The sequence below is a fragment of the Streptomyces sp. KL116D genome (genome assembly GCF_030766975.1).
GTDB classification, from domain to species: domain Bacteria; phylum Actinomycetota; class Actinomycetes; order Streptomycetales; family Streptomycetaceae; genus Streptomyces; species Streptomyces longispororuber_A.
In genome coordinates this window covers 485,409-501,817 of record NZ_JASERH010000136.1, presented here as the reverse complement: position 1 = coordinate 501,817, position 16,409 = coordinate 485,409, and the positions used below count along the sequence as shown (strand labels likewise).

13 protein-coding genes are annotated in these 16,409 nt (G+C 70.0%); 6 read left to right on the top strand and 7 right to left on the bottom strand.

What is annotated here, in order from left to right; all coding sequences use genetic code 11:
• Nucleotides 1-34: 34 nt before the first annotated feature.
• The 4 genes from RBJ77_RS50980 to RBJ77_RS50965 all read right to left on the bottom strand — a co-directional run bounded on the left by RBJ77_RS50980 (nucleotide 35) and on the right by RBJ77_RS50965 (nucleotide 4,752).
• On the bottom strand, nucleotides 35-1,006 hold the full coding sequence (locus RBJ77_RS50980; RefSeq protein WP_372351184.1) for an NAD(P)H-dependent flavin oxidoreductase: 972 nt from the start codon (nucleotides 1,004-1,006) through the stop codon (nucleotides 35-37).
• Nucleotides 1,007-1,014: 8 nt separating this feature from the next.
• Complete coding sequence (locus tag RBJ77_RS50975) at nucleotides 1,015-2,157, bottom strand: acyl-CoA dehydrogenase family protein (RefSeq protein WP_372351183.1); 1,143 nt, start codon at nucleotides 2,155-2,157, stop codon at nucleotides 1,015-1,017.
• A 21-nt stretch (nucleotides 2,158-2,178) separates the two neighbouring features.
• A complete protein-coding gene (locus RBJ77_RS50970) occupies nucleotides 2,179-2,799 on the bottom strand; it encodes a TetR/AcrR family transcriptional regulator (protein ID WP_372351182.1) in 621 nt (206 codons plus the stop codon).
• 135 nt (nucleotides 2,800-2,934) lie between these two features.
• On the bottom strand, nucleotides 2,935-4,752 hold the full coding sequence (locus tag RBJ77_RS50965; RefSeq protein ID WP_372351181.1) for a long-chain fatty acid--CoA ligase: 1,818 nt from the start codon (nucleotides 4,750-4,752) through the stop codon (nucleotides 2,935-2,937).
• Between the two features lie 266 nt (nucleotides 4,753-5,018).
• On the opposite strand from RBJ77_RS50965, the gene RBJ77_RS50960 reads away from it, so the two are divergent.
• Both RBJ77_RS50960 and RBJ77_RS50955 read left to right on the top strand, forming a co-directional pair.
• Entirely contained in the window at nucleotides 5,019-6,242 is a 1,224-nt protein-coding gene (locus RBJ77_RS50960) for an acetyl-CoA C-acetyltransferase (protein ID WP_372351180.1), read from the top strand.
• A 98-nt stretch (nucleotides 6,243-6,340) separates the two neighbouring features.
• Nucleotides 6,341-8,509: a 3-hydroxyacyl-CoA dehydrogenase NAD-binding domain-containing protein gene (locus RBJ77_RS50955; RefSeq protein ID WP_372351179.1), complete on the top strand. Its 2,169-nt coding sequence runs from the start codon at nucleotides 6,341-6,343 to the stop codon at nucleotides 8,507-8,509.
• Here the strand turns inward: RBJ77_RS50955 and RBJ77_RS50950 are convergent.
• Entirely contained in the window at nucleotides 8,500-9,192 is a 693-nt protein-coding gene (locus tag RBJ77_RS50950; RefSeq protein ID WP_372351178.1) for a TetR/AcrR family transcriptional regulator, read from the bottom strand. The genes RBJ77_RS50955 and RBJ77_RS50950 overlap by 10 nt on opposite strands.
• A 146-nt stretch (nucleotides 9,193-9,338) precedes the next feature.
• On the opposite strand from RBJ77_RS50950, the gene RBJ77_RS50945 reads away from it, so the two are divergent.
• The 4 genes from RBJ77_RS50945 to RBJ77_RS50930 all read left to right on the top strand — a co-directional run bounded on the left by RBJ77_RS50945 (nucleotide 9,339) and on the right by RBJ77_RS50930 (nucleotide 14,868).
• Nucleotides 9,339-10,574, top strand: a complete 1,236-nt coding sequence (locus RBJ77_RS50945) for an oxygenase MpaB family protein (RefSeq protein ID WP_372351177.1) — start codon at nucleotides 9,339-9,341, stop codon at nucleotides 10,572-10,574.
• A gap of 13 nt (nucleotides 10,575-10,587) precedes the next feature.
• Complete coding sequence (locus RBJ77_RS50940) at nucleotides 10,588-11,823, top strand: oxygenase MpaB family protein (RefSeq protein WP_372351176.1); 1,236 nt, start codon at nucleotides 10,588-10,590, stop codon at nucleotides 11,821-11,823.
• 142 nt (nucleotides 11,824-11,965) lie between these two features.
• Entirely contained in the window at nucleotides 11,966-14,308 is a 2,343-nt protein-coding gene (locus tag RBJ77_RS50935; RefSeq protein WP_372351175.1) for a molybdopterin cofactor-binding domain-containing protein, read from the top strand.
• Nucleotides 14,309-14,391: 83 nt separating this feature from the next.
• The gene (locus RBJ77_RS50930) at nucleotides 14,392-14,868 is read left to right on the top strand and encodes a (2Fe-2S)-binding protein (protein ID WP_372351174.1); all 477 of its coding nucleotides are present in this window, start codon (nucleotides 14,392-14,394) and stop codon (nucleotides 14,866-14,868) included.
• 31 nt (nucleotides 14,869-14,899) lie between these two features.
• Here the strand turns inward: RBJ77_RS50930 and RBJ77_RS50925 are convergent, their stop codons facing one another.
• Together RBJ77_RS50925 and RBJ77_RS50920 are read right to left on the bottom strand one after the other, a co-directional pair.
• Complete coding sequence (locus RBJ77_RS50925; protein ID WP_372351173.1) at nucleotides 14,900-15,409, bottom strand: hypothetical protein; 510 nt, start codon at nucleotides 15,407-15,409, stop codon at nucleotides 14,900-14,902.
• 86 nt (nucleotides 15,410-15,495) lie between these two features.
• Nucleotides 15,496-16,284, bottom strand: a complete 789-nt coding sequence (locus RBJ77_RS50920; protein WP_372351559.1) for an ArsR/SmtB family transcription factor — start codon at nucleotides 16,282-16,284, stop codon at nucleotides 15,496-15,498.
• Nucleotides 16,285-16,409: the final 125 nt, after the last annotated feature.

The window sequence follows — 16,409 nt, the reverse complement described above, 5'->3', positions numbered from 1 at the left end:
ACCTGCGGGAGGTCGAGGTGACACGTCCCGGACGTCAGCGTCGGACGCCGGCAAGGCGTTCGGCGATCACCTCGTCGGCCTGGGCCACGATGCGGTCGACGGCCTCGCGCACCGTGGGGATGTCGTCGATCAGCCCCTGGGCCAGGCCCGCGCTCCAGATCCCGGCCTCCAGGTCGCCGTCGTCGAAGACCCGCCGCCCCCTGACGCCCGCCACCAGGTCCCGTACGTCGGGGAACTCGCCGCCCTCGTCGAGGACTTCGACGACCTTGCGGCTGATCGTGTTGCTGGCGACGCGTGCGGTGTTGCCCAGCGGGCGGAAGATGAGTTCGGTGTCGAGTTCGGTGTTCGCGACGATCTGTTCCTTGACCCGGCGGTGCACGGGGGACTCCTCGGTGCACAGGAACCGGGTGCCCATGTTGACGCCCTCGGCGCCCAGCGCCAGCGCCGCGACCAGGCCGCGGCCGTCCGCGAAGCCGCCGGAGGCGATCACCGGGACCGTGAGCCGTCGTACCGCCGCAGGGATGAGGATCAGGCCCGGGATGTCGTCCTCGCCGGGGTGTCCCGCGCACTCGAACCCGTCGATGCTCACGGCGTCGACGCCGATCTGCTCGGCCTTCACCGCGTGGCGGACGCTCGTGCACTTGTGCAGGACCTTGACGCCGTGCGCCCGGAACTCGGGGAGGTGCGCCTCCGGGTTGAACCCGGCCGTCTCGACCACCTTGACGCCCGACTCGATGATGGCGCGCCGGTACTCGTCGTACGGCGGCGGGTTGATCGACGGCAGGATCGTGAGGTTCACGCCGAAGGGCCGGTCGGTCATCTCGCGGCAGCGCGCGATCTCCCGGGTCAGCGCTTCGGGGGTGGGCTGGGTGAGTGCGGTGAGGAAGCCGAGGGCGCCCGCGTCGGCCACCGCGGAGACCAGCTCGGCGCGGCCCACCCACTGCATTCCGCCCTGCACGATGGGGTGTTGGACGCCGAAGGTCTCGGTGAAGCGTGTCGTCAGCATGTCGGCTCCTAGAGTCCGTATGTCTTGCCGATGATGTCCCGCTGGATCTCGCTCGTTCCGCCGTACACCGTGGACACGACCGTCGAGCGCAGCAGGGCCTCCATGCCGTACTCGGTGGCGTAGCCGTAGCCGCCCATCATCTGCATGCCCTCCAGGGTCACGTGCTTGGCGAGTTCGGTGCACTTGAGCTTGGCCATGGAGGCCTCGCGGGCGAACACGCGGTCGGGTTCGGCGTCGATGGACGTCGCGACGTCGTCCAGCAGCAGCTGGGCGCACTCCAGTTCTGTCGCCATGTCAGCGATGCGGTGCCGAAGCGCCTGGAACGAGCCGATCGGCCGGCCGAACTGTTCGCGCTCACGGACGTAGGTGAGCGTGTCGTCGAAGGCCCGCTGGGCGACGCCGAGCATGAGCGCGGCGAGGATCATCCGCTCCAGGTTGAGTCCGGCCATCAGCTGGGTCCAGGCCTTGCCCGGGGTGCCGACCACCGCCGAGTCGGGGAGGAAGCAGTCGGTGAAGTAGAGGTCGTTGACCTCCTTGCCGCCCATGGTCTCGATGCCCCGGATCTGCAGGCCCGCCGCGTCCGCCGGCACCATGAACTGGGTGAGGCCCTCGTGCTTCGAACTCCCCTGGCCGGTACGGGCGATGAGCAGGATGTGATCGGCGAAGTGGGCGTTGGAGCACCAGGTCTTCTGGCCGTTGACCAGGTAGCCGCCGCTGGTGCGCTCGGCGCGGCAGGTGAGGGCGCCCACGTCCGAGCCCGCGCCCGGCTCGGACATCGAGATGGCCTCCACCCGGCCGTTGACCACGCCCTGGAGGACGGTGCGCTTCTGGTCGTCGGTGCCGAACTTCTCGTAGGCGGCCGCCGAGATGATCGTCGTGCTGAAGCCGCTGATGGGGGCCCGCCCGTAGGACGTCTCCTGAAGGAACAGGCAGAGGTCCACCATGCCGCGTCCCGCGCCGCCGTACTCCTCCGGCACGGCGATGCCCAGCCAGCCGAGGGCGGCCATCTTCTCGTAGAGCTGCTGGTTGTGATGCTCTGTGCCGTTGGCCGTCAGCTTGTCGCGCTGATCCTTCGTGCCGCACTCGCGGCGGCAGAAGTCGGCTATCGCCTTCACCAGGTCGCGGCGTTCGTCGGTCAGGTTTCGGGACACGGTGTGACTCCTCAGGGACGGTCAGTCGTCCCGCAGGGCGGGGAAGACGGTGTGCAGAAGGTGGAGCACGGTGCGGGTGAGGACGACGTGGAGGTCGCTGCGGCTGAGCGTGCCCCGGACCAGCCACTCGCGGGACGCGGCCTTGAGCATGCTGCTGTGGGCGCGGATGATCGCGCGGAGCTTGTCCCGGCCCTCGGTGACGTCGGTCATCATGGCGGCTTCGAGGATCCGGTCGGTGGCGATCTCGTCGGCCTCGAGCATGATCCGGTCGATCTCGGGGTCATGGCCGAGGGACTCCAGGCCGATCGCGGACAGCCACATGTCCCGGTTGCGTTCGACCACTTCGAGCCAGCGGTCCACGCAGATGGACAGGCGCTCCTCGGCGGTGGTGGGGGGCAGCCGCTCCGAGACCGAGGCGGGGATGACCATCATCTGCCGCACCACCTCCAGGTAGAGCTGCCGCTTCCCGCCGAAGTAGTGGTTCACCAGGGCGCGCGCCACGCCCGCCTCGGCCGCGATGTCCGAGATGGACACCGACGCGTAGCTCGCCGCACCGAACTGTCTGCGGGCCACGCCGAGGATCTCGGCGCGCCGGGCGTCGGGCTCCATGCGGCGTCGCTGGGCCTGGCGCTCTGTGCCCATGGGAGGGTTCCTTCCGTGGTCGCGAAGTGCCGGACGCGGATGTCCGACGGACCCATGTCTACATCGGGACTCGGGACTCCGTGTGCCGGGACTACGTGTGCCGGGACTCCGTGTGCCGGGACTGCGGATGCGGGACTACGGGTACAGCGACTCGATGGTGGCCGCGTGCAGTTCGTCGATGGCCCGGCGGCGCAGGCTGAGCTTCGGGGTGAGTTCTCCGGTCTCCGCCGTCCACGGCCCGGCGAGGACGCGGTACCGCTTGACCTGTTCCGCCCGCGAGAGGACCGCGTTGGCCTCCTCGACCACGGCGTCGATAGCCGTCAACACCTCCGCGTGCAGAGCTAGTTCGGCCAGATCGGTAGTGGCCAGGCCCGCAGCCTTCGCCCATGCGGGGGCCGATTCCTCGTCGAGGACGAGCAGGGCCGTGACGTAGCGGCGGCGATCGCCGATCGCGACGGCATGCGCGATCAACGGGTGCGTGCGCAGCAGGGATTCGATCCTCGTCGGAGCGATGTTCTTCCCGCCTGCGGTGATGATCAGTTCCTTCTTGCGGTCGGTGACGGCGACGATGCCGCGGGAGTCGACCGTGCCGATGTCACCTGTGGGCAGCCAGCCGTCCGCGTCGGTGCCGGAGGCCACGGAGCCGTCGGACTGGAGGTAGCCGGAGAAGACGACGGGCCCGCGGACGAACAGCTCACCGTCCTCACCCTCCCTGACCTCGATCCCCGGGCCCGGCCGGCCGACCCCGCCCAGTGCGAACGCCTCCGGCGTGCTGACCGTCGCCGCACCGGTGGTCTCGCTCAGCCCCCACACCTCGTACACCGGCAGCCCGACGCTCGCCAGGAACTCCAGGACGGCCGTGGAGATCGGTGCGGCCCCGCTGAACGCCCGCCGGCAGTCGTCGAATCCGAGGGCGGCCCGCAGTGGCTGGAGCACGGATGCCTCGAACTGCTGGTGTTGCTCGGCGAGTTCGGCAGGGATGTCCTGGCCGGTCGAGCGTCGGCGGTACACGTCGAGCGCGGTCTTCCTGGCCTGCTCCACGGCCGTGGCCTGGTCCTCCGGAAGCGCGGCGAGCTGCGCCCGCAGTCCGGCCGCGAGTTTCTCCCACACGCGTGGCACCCCGAAGAAGCCGTGCGGGCGCACCGCCCGGAGCGTGGGCAGCAGCTGATCGGGGGCGGCGCAGATGGTGACGTGCCCCGCGTGGCAGATCGGCAGGTAGATCCCGAGGACCCGCTCGGCGATGTGCGCCAGCGGCAAGTACGCCACCGAACGCGCGTGATCGGGGACGGGCGCGAGCTGATCCTGCATCAGGGACTCGTGGATGACGTTGCGATGGGACAGCACCACGCCCTTCGGGTCGCCGGTGGTGCCCGACGTGTAGACGAGGGCCAGCGGCTGGTCCGGCTTCGCACCGTCCGTGAGCTGCTCGAACGCGGCGTCGTCGGGCGGCAGCGCGTTGCGCACGGCCGCGTAGCTCACGAAGCGCGGATCGTTGGCGGGGGCGACGGACCAGTCGAGGACGACGACGGCGCGCAGCTCCGGCAGGTCGTCCAGGACCGGCGCCCAGCGGCGCATCTGTTCGGCGCCCTCCAGGACGAGCACGGTGGCGGCGCTGTGCCGGGCCAGCGCACCGATCTGTTCGGTGCTCAGAGTGTCGTACGTACTGCAGGGCAGGGCACCGACGTGGATCGCCGCGAGGTCGGTGACCCAGTGCTCGGCGCGCTTCGACATGGCGATGAGCACGCGCTCGCCGCGGCGCAGCCCGAGCTGGGTGAACCCCCGGGTGAGGGCGGCGACTTCGGCGCGCAGCTGCGTCCAGGTCAGTGTTCCGGCGTCCGGACCGAGGCCGGTGGTCAGTGCCGGCCGTGCGCCGAAGTCCTCGGCGTTGCGGCGCAGCAGCCTGGTGATCGTCAGCTCTTCGGTGGACTGGTGCAGCGGCTCTGCTGTGGTCACGGCGGGCTCCCTCCAACGTGAACCGTGGGCGGATGGTGCGTGAGCGACGCCCACACTGAACCCCTTCTTGGCGTCATGTCAATAGAGGTGGTGCCCAGTGCGGGCTGCTTAGCGTCTGACCTGGAGAGAATGGCCAACTCTCCATCTTTGAAAGGTAGATAGAGCAGCGTAGAGCCGGCCATCGACTATTGACAGTGCGCCAATAGATGCCCTTACCTGTCCCCGCTGGATGCGCCAGGCGACGACGAGACGCGAGGGCAGTCACCGTGACCGAAGCACGCACCGAAGCATTCATCTACGACGCGATCCGCACGCCGCGCGGCCGTGGGAAGCGGACGGGATCGCTGCACCACATCAAGCCGGTGTCCCTGGTGACCGGCCTGATCGACGAGCTCGGGCGCCGCCACCCGGACCTCGATCCCGCCCGCTACGACGACATCGTGCTGGGCGTCGTCTCCCCGGTCGGTGACCAGGGCATGGACATCGCCAAGACCGCGGCGCTCACGGCGGGGCTGCCCGACCACGTCGCCGGAGTGCAGCTCAACCGGTTCTGCGCCTCGGGCCTCGAAGCCGTCAACACCGCAGCCCAGAAGGTCCGTTCGGGCTGGGACCGACTCGTCATCGCGGGCGGCGTGGAGTCCATGTCGCGGGTGCCGATGGGCAGCGACGGCGGGGCGATGGCCGCCGACCCGGAGACGGCGTTCGACACGTACTTCGTCCCGCAGGGGATCGGCGCCGATCTGATCGCCACCCTCGAAGGATTCTCGCGGGACGACGTCGACACCTACGCGGTGCGCTCGCAGCACCTGGCAGCGAAGGCCTGGACCGGCGGCCACTTCGCGAAGTCGGTCGTGCCGGTGCGCGACCGCAACGGCGTGATCGTGCTCGCCGAGGACGAACACCCGCGCCCCGACACGACGGTCGAGAGCCTCGCCGCACTGCGCCCGTCCTTCGGCGAGCTCGGCGAGACGGCGGGCTTCGACGCGGTGGCCCTGCAGAAGTACCACTGGGTCGAGCGCATCGACCACGTGCACACCGCGGGCAACTCCTCCGGCATCGTGGACGGTTCGGCCCTCGTCCTCATCGGGAGCGAAGGCGTGGGCCGCGAGCTCGGCCTCGTGCCCCGCGCCCGCATCGTCTCCACCGCGGTCAGCGGCGCCGACCCGACCATCATGCTCACCGGGCCGGCTCCGGCGACCCGCAAGGCGCTCGACCTGGCAGGGCTGGGCGTCGACGACATCGACCTGTTCGAGATCAACGAGGCGTTCGCGTCCGTCGTCCTGCGCTACGTCAAGGACCTCGACCTGCCCTGGGAGAAGGTCAACGTCAACGGCGGCGCCATCGCCATGGGCCACCCGCTCGGCGCCACCGGCGCGATGCTCGTCGGCACGGTCGTCGACGAACTGGAGCGCCGCTCGGCCCGCCGCGCCGTCGTCAGCCTCTGCGTCGGCGGCGGCATGGGCATCGCCACCGTCATCGAACGCCTGTGAGGACGCCGCTGAGAGGGCCCGTGACGACGCCCCTCACCGAGCACTGAAGCGCACATCCCCCCGACCGGCGCACACCTGCCGAAAGGAACGCCGTACCGATGCCGAAGACGAACATGATCCGCTGGGAGCAGGACTGCGACGGGGTCGTCGTGCTGACGATGGACGACCCGGACAGCTCCGTGAACACGATGAACCAGACGTACGTCGACTCGATGGAGGCCACCGTCGCCCGCCTGGAGGCGGAGCGCGACGGCATCGCGGGCGTCGTCCTCACCTCGGCCAAGAAGAGCTTCTTCGCCGGCGGCGACATCGGCTTCATGAGCCGGGCCCGGCCGGAGAACGCCGAGGCGCTCACCGAGCTGTGCGTGACCTTGAAGGACCAGCTGCGCCGCCTGGAGACCCTCGGCAAGCCGGTCGCCGCCGCGATGAACGGCACGGCGCTCGGCGGCGGCTACGAGGTCGCGCTGGCCTGCCATCACCGCATCGCCCTGGACACCCCCGGCAGCCGGATCGGCCTGCCGGAGGTGACCTTGGGACTGCTGCCCGGCGCGGGCGGCGTCAGCCGGACCGTACGCCTGCTGGGCCTCCAGGACGCGCTGACGGACGTCCTGCTGACGGGGCAGCAGTACAAACCGAAGGATGCGGTCGCGAAGGGTCTGGTGCACGAACTCGTCGACACACCCGAGGAGTTGGTGGACAAGGCCAGGCGCTGGGTGCTGGACCATCCTGATGCCGTACAGCCCTGGGACGCCAAGGGCTACCGGATGCCCGGAGGAGCCCCCTCGCATCCGAAGGTCGCCGCGAGCCTGCCCGCGTACGCCGCGACCCTGCGCAAGCAGCTCAAGGGCGCGAACCTGCCCGCGCCGCGCAACATCCTCGCCGCGGCCGTGGAGAGCGCCCAGCTTCACATCGACGCCGGGTTCAAGGTCGAGACCGGGTATCTCGTCGAGCTGATGACGGGCCAGGTCTCGACGAACATGATGCAGGCCTTCTTCTACGACATGCAGCACATCGACTCCGGCGGCAGCCGCCCGGCCGGCCACCCGCGCCACACCGCGCGCAAGGCCGGCGTGCTGGGCGCGGGCATGATGGGAGCCGGGATCGCCTACGCGTGCGCCCGCGGCGGCCTGACCGTCGTACTCAAGGACGTCACGTACGAGGCCGCCCGGAAGGGCAAGGAGTACTCCGAGCGGATCCTCGCCAAGGCCGTCGCCCGAGGTCGGATCGGACAGGAGAAGGCCGACGCGATCCTCGCGCGCATCCTGCCGACCGCCGATCCTCAGGACCTCGCCGGCTGCGACCTGGTCATCGAGGCCGTCTTCGAGGACCCCGGCCTCAAGCAGAAGGTGTTCGCCGAGATCCAGGGCGTCGTCGCACCGGACGCGGTGCTCGCCTCCAACACCTCGACGCTGCCGATCACTTCGCTCGCCGAGGGCGTCGAGCGGCCGGCGGACTTCATCGGTCTGCACTTCTTCTCGCCCGTCGACAGGATGCCGCTCCTGGAGATCATCGCGGGGGAGCGGACCGGCGAGGCGACGGTGGCGAAGGCCGTCGACATCGCGCGCCAGATCGGCAAGACGCCGATCGTGGTGGGCGACAGCCGGGGCTTCTTCACCAGCCGGGTCATCTCGAAGTTCATCGACGAGGCGGTCGCGATGCTCGGCGAAGGGCTCAACCCGGCCTCCATCGAACAGGCGGGCTCCCAGGCGGGCTACCCCGCACCGCCCCTCCAACTCCTCGACGAATTGACCCTGACCCTGCCGCGCCGGATCCGCGAGGAGACCAGGGCGGCGACGCTCGCCGAGGGCGGCACGTGGCACCCGCACGGCTCGGAACCCGTCGTGGACCGCATGATCGACGAGTTCGGGCGCGGCGGACGGTCGTCGGGAGCCGGGTTCTACGCCTACGGCGAGGACGGCAGGCGCACCGGCCTGTGGCCCGGCCTGTACGAGCACTTCACCGTGCCGGGCCGGCGCATCCCCTTCGAGGACATGAAGGAGCGGATGCTGTTCGCCGAGGCCGTGGACACCGTGCGCTGCCTGGACGAGGGGGTGCTGCGCTCGGTGCCCGACGCGAACGTCGGCTCGATCCTGGGCATCGGCTTCCCGTCCTGGACCGGTGGCGTACTGCAGTACATCAACGGCTATCCCGGGGGACTGCCCGGATTCGTCACCAGGGCACGGGAACTGACGGAGCGTTACGGACGGCGCTTCGATCCGCCCGCGTCGCTCGTCGCCAGGGCCGAACGGGGTGAGCACTACGCGTGACGCGGGTCCGCGCACGGTGGCCCGAGCATCGGCACCAGGAACTGCCGGGCCACCGTGCGCATCCGCTCGTCGTCGTCGAGGTCGATGACCTGGCTCGGCACGACCAGGAACGACGTACAGACGCGGACCATCATCTCGGCCACCACGTCCACGTCCACGTCGGCGCCCACATGGCCGGCCCGCTGCTCCTGCCGCAGCCGCTCGGCGACGAACTGCTGCACCACGAACAGGGTGCGGCCCCCGTCGCCGGTCATCGACGGCACGACGACCTCCGGCTCGACGGTCATCAGACCGCCGATGAGCCGGTTGTGCCGGATGGCGCGCAGGGAGCTCACGAAGCCCACGACGACCCGCTCGGCGACGGTCCCGGCGGCCTGGACCTCGACGGCGAACTGGTCGAAGTAGCGCCGGAACTCACGCCGTACGACCTGCTCGACCAGGGCCTCCTTCGTGGCGAAGCGGCGGTAGACGGTGATGCGCGAGACTCCCGCGAGCTTCGCCACGTCCGCCATGGTCGAGCGTTTGATGCCCATGCGGCAGAACTGCTCGTACGCGGCGTCGAGGAGGCGCACGGACACCTCGTCGTCCATGTCCGCGGAGTCGGCGGCGGCGTCGCTGAAGGCGAGCTCCAGGACGGAGGGAGGGCCGGAAGCTCCCACCGGCTCGGACAGGACAGGTTCCACAAGTGCCTCCCTGATTCCGTGAAGCCTCTGGCGTTCATGGGGTGACTGTGCTCCCCTGGTGATACAGAGAAGCTCGATGTGTTTCACCGTACCAAAGCGACTGCAGGACGAGCAGATCCATCGAACTCTAGGAGGAGTTCAGAGCAATGGACGGGTTGAGTAGGCGGAAAATGTTGCTGGCAGGAGGTGCGCTGGGAGCCGTCGGCGCGCTGAGCGCGGCGTCGCCGGCCAGTGCGCGCTCCGTGTGGACGTGGTCGCCGAGCGGCTCCGTCGCCGGTGCGGGGGCGGGCGCCGACCCGGAATGGGTCTGGGACGACGAGGCCGACCGGCTGATCGCCTCCGTGATCGACCGGGGCGACGTCGCCAAGGTGAACGAGGGGCTGCACGCCTGGACCCGGAACGATCAGGCACCGCCCGCCGGACTCCCGCAGGACGTACGGGAGTTCATGGACGCGGCGCGCCGCCTGCCGTCCTGGGCCGACCGGGACAAGCTGGAGAGGGCCGCCAAGTTCAACGAGTCGCGCGGCTTCTACCTGAACGTGCTCAACGGGATCGGCGGCGGCATGCTCAGCACCGCCATCCCCCGGGAAGCCCGCTCGGTGTACTACTCCAAGGGCGGCGCCGACATGGAGGACCGCGTCGCCAAGACGAGTATCCTCGGCTTCGCCGTCGGTGACCTGGACGCCTACCGGGACGGCGGCGACTGTGCCGTACAGGCCGTCAAGACGCGGATGGTGCACGCGGCGGTGCGGCACCTGCTGCCGCAGTCCCCGGCGTGGACGCAGGTCAGCGACGGCCAGAAGATCCCGATCAGCCAGGCCGACATCCTGGTGACCTGGCACAGTCTCGCCACGTACGCGATGCAGAAGCTCCTGGAGTGGAAGGTGCCGGTCACCTCCGCCGACTCCGAGGCCTATCTGCACGTGTGGCAGGTGACCGCGCACATGCTGGGCGTGCGCGACGAGTACATCCCCGCCACCTGGGACGCCGCCAACGCCCAGTCGAAGCAGGTCCTCGACCCGATCCTCCGGTCCACGAAGGAAGGCGTCGAGCTGACCGACATCCTGCTCGGCCAGCTCGCCGAGCAGACCAGCCCCGGTGGTGTCGACCGACCGCTCGTCAACGCCCTCGCCCGCTACCTGGTCGGCGACCGGGTCGCCGACATGGACGGCATTCCCGCGGAGCCGTTCTGGCACCGGACCATCGAGACCGTGTGGCCGAAGCTGGTCGCCTTCCGCGAGGGGCTCATCAAGCTCCCGCTGGTGCCGCCGCTCGCCTGGACGGTCGACGAGGCGGCGCGTCAGTACATCCTCCTCTTCCTCACCAAGGGGAAAGGCACGGAACTCACGATTCCCGACACCAACCGGCCGAGTGCACGCTGAAAGGATGTCCAGGATGGATCAGCTCAACGGCAGGCTCAGCAGGCGGAACATGCTGCTGGCCGGCGGAGCGTTCGGAGCCTTCGGAGCGCTGAGCGCGGCGTCGCCCGCCGCCGCCCGGTCCCTGTGGACGTGGTCGCCCAGCGGGTCGGTGGCGGGACAGGGCGCCGGCGTCGACCCCGAGTGGGTGTGGGACGAGGAGGCCGACCCGGTCCTCGCCGCCGTCATCGAGCGCGGCGAGGTGGCCAAGGCCAACGCGGCGCTGAAGCAGTGGACGCGCAACGACCAGGCGCTGCCCGACGGACTCCCCGCTGACCTGCGGGAGTTCATGGAGCACGCCCGGCAGCTGCCCTCATGGGCGGACACGACGAAGCTCGACCGGGCCTCCCAGTTCAGCAAGACCAAGGGCATCTACGTCGGCGCGCTCTACGGCCTCGGCAGCGGCCTCATGAGCACCGCCATCCCACGTGAGTCGCGCGCCGTGTACTACTCCAAGGGCGGCGCGGACATGAAGGACCGCATCGCCAAGACCGCCCGGCTCGGCTACGACATCGGCGACGTGTACGCCTACAAGCCGCAGGGCTCGATGGTCGTGACCGCCGTCAAGACGCGGCTGGTGCACGCGGCGGTGCGGCACCTGCTCCCGCAGTCCCCGGACTGGACGCGCGTCAGCGGCGGTCAGAAGATCCCGATCAGCCAGGCCGACATCCTGGTCACCTGGCACAGCCTGGCCACGTTTGTCATGCGCAAGCTAAAAGAGTGGGGAGTGAAGGTCTCCACCGCGGACGCGGACGCCTATCTGCACGTGTGGCAGGTCAGCGCGGCGATGCTCGGCGTCAAGGCCGAGTACATTCCCGCCACGTGGGACGCGGCCAACGCCCAGTCGAAGCAGGTCCTCGACCCGATCCTGGCGCACACCACCGAAGGAGAGGCACTGGCCGACGTCCTCCTGGGCATCGTGGCAGAACTCGACCTCGGCATCACACGCCCCCTGATCAGCGCGTTCTCCCGGTACACGCTCAGCGATCAGGTGGGCGACATGATCGGCCTGTCCAGGGAGCCGATCCTCAAGCCGCTGATCGCGACCGCCTGGCCGCTGCTGGTGGCCTTCCGGGAGGGACTGATCCCGCTCCCCGGCATCCCCTCGGTGGTGTGGACGCTGGAGGAGGCCATCCGCCAGTTCGTCCTGCTCTTCCTCGCCGAAGGAAAGCCCATAGCCATCAACATCCCGGACATGAACCGGCCCTCCTGAACGGCCGGTTCGGCTCCGACAGCCCCCCGACGGGCGGGCGGCTGGGACGGTGACCGCTCGAACCGCCCCGCCGCCCGCCACCCCGCAGCAACCGGACCGCCGGCCACCACCCGGGGCCGAGCCGTACACACGGGACACGCCTATGAGACCGCGCAGCAGTGGGACGACCGACCGAAACCCCCAGCCACCACCACCGGAACCCGCTCTGGGCAGACGCCGGTTCCTCGGCTACGTCCTCGCGGCACCGACGCTGATGGCCGCCGCCGAACTCGCCCCGGCCCCGGCAGCGACCGCCGCCGACACCGCCTCGGGACCCGGCATCCCGACGACGGAGATCACCGAGATCGTCGACCTCAACGACGCCATGACCCTGGCCGCGGCGCCCACCTCTGCCCTGATCACGGTCCAGGTCAACACCGACGGCACGGTGTCCTTCGCGCTGCCCCGCGCGGAAGTGGGCCAGGGCATCACCACCTCGACGGCGATGCTGATCGCCGAGGAGCTGGACGTCCCGCTGGACCGGGTGCGGGTCACGCTCGCCGACGCACGCCCCGAACTCCTCTTCAACCAGCTCACCGGCGCATCGAACACCACCATCTCCACGTACACGCCGGTCAGGGTCGCCGCCGCCGTCGCGCGCGGCCGCCTGCTGGAGGCGGCCGCGACCGAACTCGGCGTGGCCGTCTCCACGTTGACGATCAAGGCCGGAGAAGTGATCGGCGCCGCCGGAGAGAGCATCGGCATCGGTGGCCTCGCGCGGAAGGCCGCGGCCGTCACGACCGAAGCAGTCACCGTCGCACTCAAGCCGGCCGACCGCTTCACCGTCATCGGCACGCCACGGAACCGGGTCGACGCGCTCGCCGCCGTCACCGGCCGCAAGAAGTTCGCCATGGACCTCGCCGTCCCCGACGCGCTGCCGACCATGGTGTGCCGGCCGCCCACCATCAACGGCAAGGTCGCGTCGGTGGCCAACCTGGATGCCGTCCGCACGATGCCGGGTGTCACCGACGCCGTGGTGATCTCCACCGGCGTGGCGGTCCGGGCGCGGACGTTCGGCCAGTGCATCGACGCCGTACGGGCCCTGAACGTCGCGTGGCGGCCCGGCACGGCCGCCGGCAAGTCCGACCGGACCGTCCTGGACGAACTGAAGGCCGCCGAACCGTCCATGGGCCTGCCCTCGGTGACGCCGACCGTGGAGGAGACCTTCACCTTCCACTTCCGGGGCAACAGCGCTCTCGAGCCCAACTGCGCCATCGCGGACGTCCGTTCGGACCGCGCCGAGATCTGGTCCGGCCTCAAGTCGCCGATCGTCGCGAAGCAGACCATCGCCGCCCAGCTGGGCCTCCCGGTCGGCGCGGTCACCGTGCACGTCACGGAGAGCGGCGGCTCCTTCGGTCGCAAACTGTTCTTCGACGCGGCGCGGGAGGCCGCCGAGACCTCCCAGAAGATGGGCAAGCCCGTCAAACTCATGTGGCACCGCGCGGACGACGCCCGCCAAGGGCGCGCGCACCCCATGGCCACCTCGCGGGTACGGGCCTCCTACCTGGGCGGCACGGTGCTCGGCTACAAACAGCGGCACACCAGCGTCGCCACCGACCTGAGCCACGGCTTCGGCGAGATCATCACGGCGATCGCCGCGAAACTTCCCGTAGGCGACATCGGCTTCTCGGAGACGTTCTTCCAGCTCTCCCAGTCGATGCCGTACGACTTCGGCGTGTACAGCCGCGTGCTCAACGAGACCGACAAGGGCTTCAACACGGGCAGCATGCGCAACGTCTACTCACCTGACGTCACCTGCGCCCGAGAGCTGATCGTCGACCGGCTCGCCGCGAACATGGGCAAGGACCCGGTCCGCTTCCGGCACGACGCGCTGGGCGACGAGCGGGCCCGTGCGGTCCTGGACAAGGTCGCCGACCTGGGCAACTGGGGCCGCGCGATGCCGGCCGGCACGGCGCAGGGCATCGCCGTGCACACCGAGTACCACTCCGCCAACGCGGTCCTCGTGGAGATCGACTGCCGCCCGGAGACCGTGAACCGGCCGATCCGCGACGGCGTCGCCGGACCGCGCGTGACCAAGGCGGTGTGCGCCGTGGACGTGGGCCTGGCCGTCAACCCCCGCGGCCTGGAGGCCCAGATGATGGGCTGTCTCATGGACGGCATCGCCCAGACCCTCACCGCGAGCCTCCACCTGCGCGACGGCGCCTTCCTCGAAGCCAGCTGGGACAACTACTTCTACACCCGGCAGTGGAACACCCCGCCCGAACTCGACATCGTCATCATGCCGAGCAGCAGCGAAAGGCCGGGTGGCGCGGGGGAGTTGGGGGTCGCCGCCGCCATGGCCGCGGTCGCCTGCGCCTACGCGCGGGCCACCGGCACCATGCCGACCAGCTTCCCCATCAACCACGGCACGCTCTCCTTCGAGCCCAAGCCGACCGTCCCGCCCGTCCCGGCCTCGCCCACCGACGGCCTGGACCACGCCATCTGAACCCCACACATCTGCACCCCCCCACCCCCTGAGCCCCGTATCCCTGAACCCCACCCCTCCGAACTTCACACCTGGGAGCACCCGTGCCCGAGCACACCTTCCGCGTGAACGGCGAGACGGTCACCGTCGACGTGGCCGACGACGTGCGCCTGCTGTGGGTGCTGCGCGACGTCCTGGGGGTCACCGGCCCCAAGTACGGCTGCGGCATCAACGTCTGCAAGGCCTGCACCAGCCACCTCAACGGCAAGGCCGTCAACCCGTGCGCGATCCCGGTCAAGGCGCTCAGGCCCGACGACGAGGTGACCACCATCGAGGGCCTCGCGGACACCGTCGACGCGGACCTGCACCCGATGCAGCAGGCCTGGCTCGACCAGGACGTGGCGCAATGCGGCTACTGCCAGCCCGGCCAGATCATGGCCGCGGTGGCCGTGGTCCGCAGGGCGAAGGAAGAAGGCCGCGAGATCACCGACGCGGACCTCGACGGCATACGGAACGTGTGCCGCTGCGGCACGTACTTCCGTATCCGTGAGGCGATCAGGGCGGGAGCCGAAGCCATGTGACGCGGCCATGTGACGCGGCCGGGCGGGGAGGTCACCGCGCGGCCGGAGTCCGCTCGGGAAGGAGGGCGAGGAGCTGCTTCGTGTGGCCGGGCAGTTCTGTCTCCGCCAGGCCGTTGATGATGTCGCCCAGCGGCACGGGCTGATCGACCAGCAGGGTGTCGTTGGACAGGAGCCGGGTGGGCACCGGGGTGGCGAGCTCTGCGTCGCTGAGCACCGCAGCTCCGGCGAGTGCGCACAGGGCGGCCGCCTGGGCGCTGATGCGGTTGCGCAGCCCGGGGTTGCCGCCGGCGTGCGCGACGGCCCGCTCGATGGTCCAGGCGTCGAGGGCGATCCGGTTGTCGTACGTCGTGTGCGCCCCGGCCGCGACACCGGCGACGGCTGCGATCGTGGCGGCGCTGACGAGCGAGACGTGCGCGAGGATCTGGTCGGCGTTCCACCCGCCGTCCGGCGGGGCGACGCCGGGGTCCGCCGCCTCGGCCACGGTGGCGGCGGCGTCGAGCAGCGCCCGGTAGGAGTTCTGGAGCGGCGCGGTGTCCAGCATGTCGGGCACTCCCTGTGCGGACGGACGGACGGACGGGCGGGCGGACGGGCAGACGAGTGCGGAAGTGCTGAGGGGCGTAGCGCGGCTCAGGAGTGGGCGGGGGACATGTCCCAGGGCGCCTGCGGCAGGACCTCGCCGGTCTCCAGCATCGACTTGAGGTTCGCCAGCACGGCCGGCCAGCCCGACGAGATCCCGGCCAGCATCTCCTTGTTGGGGAGGTTCTCGTGGGTCACGGTGAGGCGGACGATGTCCTGATGCGGTTCGACGAGGAACGTGACGACCGAGGGCTCCCGCGGCGACTCGGCGTCGGGTGCGTCGTCGAACGTGATGACCAGCCGGGTCGGGGGCTCGGTCTCCAGGACCTTGCCGAACACGTCGACCTTGTCCGACCCGTCGACCCGCCGGTGCTCCCAGGCCGAGCCCGCCTGCCAGTCGGAGACGTTGGCGTGTCCCCAGTAGCGCGCCGTGAGGTCGGCGTCGGTCAGGGCCTGCCACACCTGCTCCGCACTGGCGCGGATGTAGGTGACGTAGACGTAGTTCGGTACTGAAGTGGGTGCGTCGGTCATGGCGTACTCCTCTGCCTGGTGCCTGATGGCACTGATCACTTGCAGGCGGGGCCTGTCGAACCCGGAGATCCAGCGCTCCTCGATCTCGTGGATCGGGGCCGGGTTGAGGTAGTGCAGGCGCTCCCGGCCGCGCCGTACGACGGTGACGAGATTGGCCCGCACGAGGACGTCCAGGTGCTGGGTCGCCGACTGGCGGGCCATGTCGAGGCGCTCGCACAGTTCGCGCAGCGTCTGCCCGTTGTGCTCGCGCAGTCGATCGAGCAGGAGCCGCCGCGTGGGGTCGGCCAGCGCCTTGAACACCGAGTCGATCGCTGTTGCTTCTAGGCTCACGCTCATCATTATGCAGGTATTTACCTGCCTATCGCAAGAGCGAGATGACGAGGTGCGGACAGTCGGAGCGAATGGCCCACTCGAAGCGGGCAAGCATGGCCCAC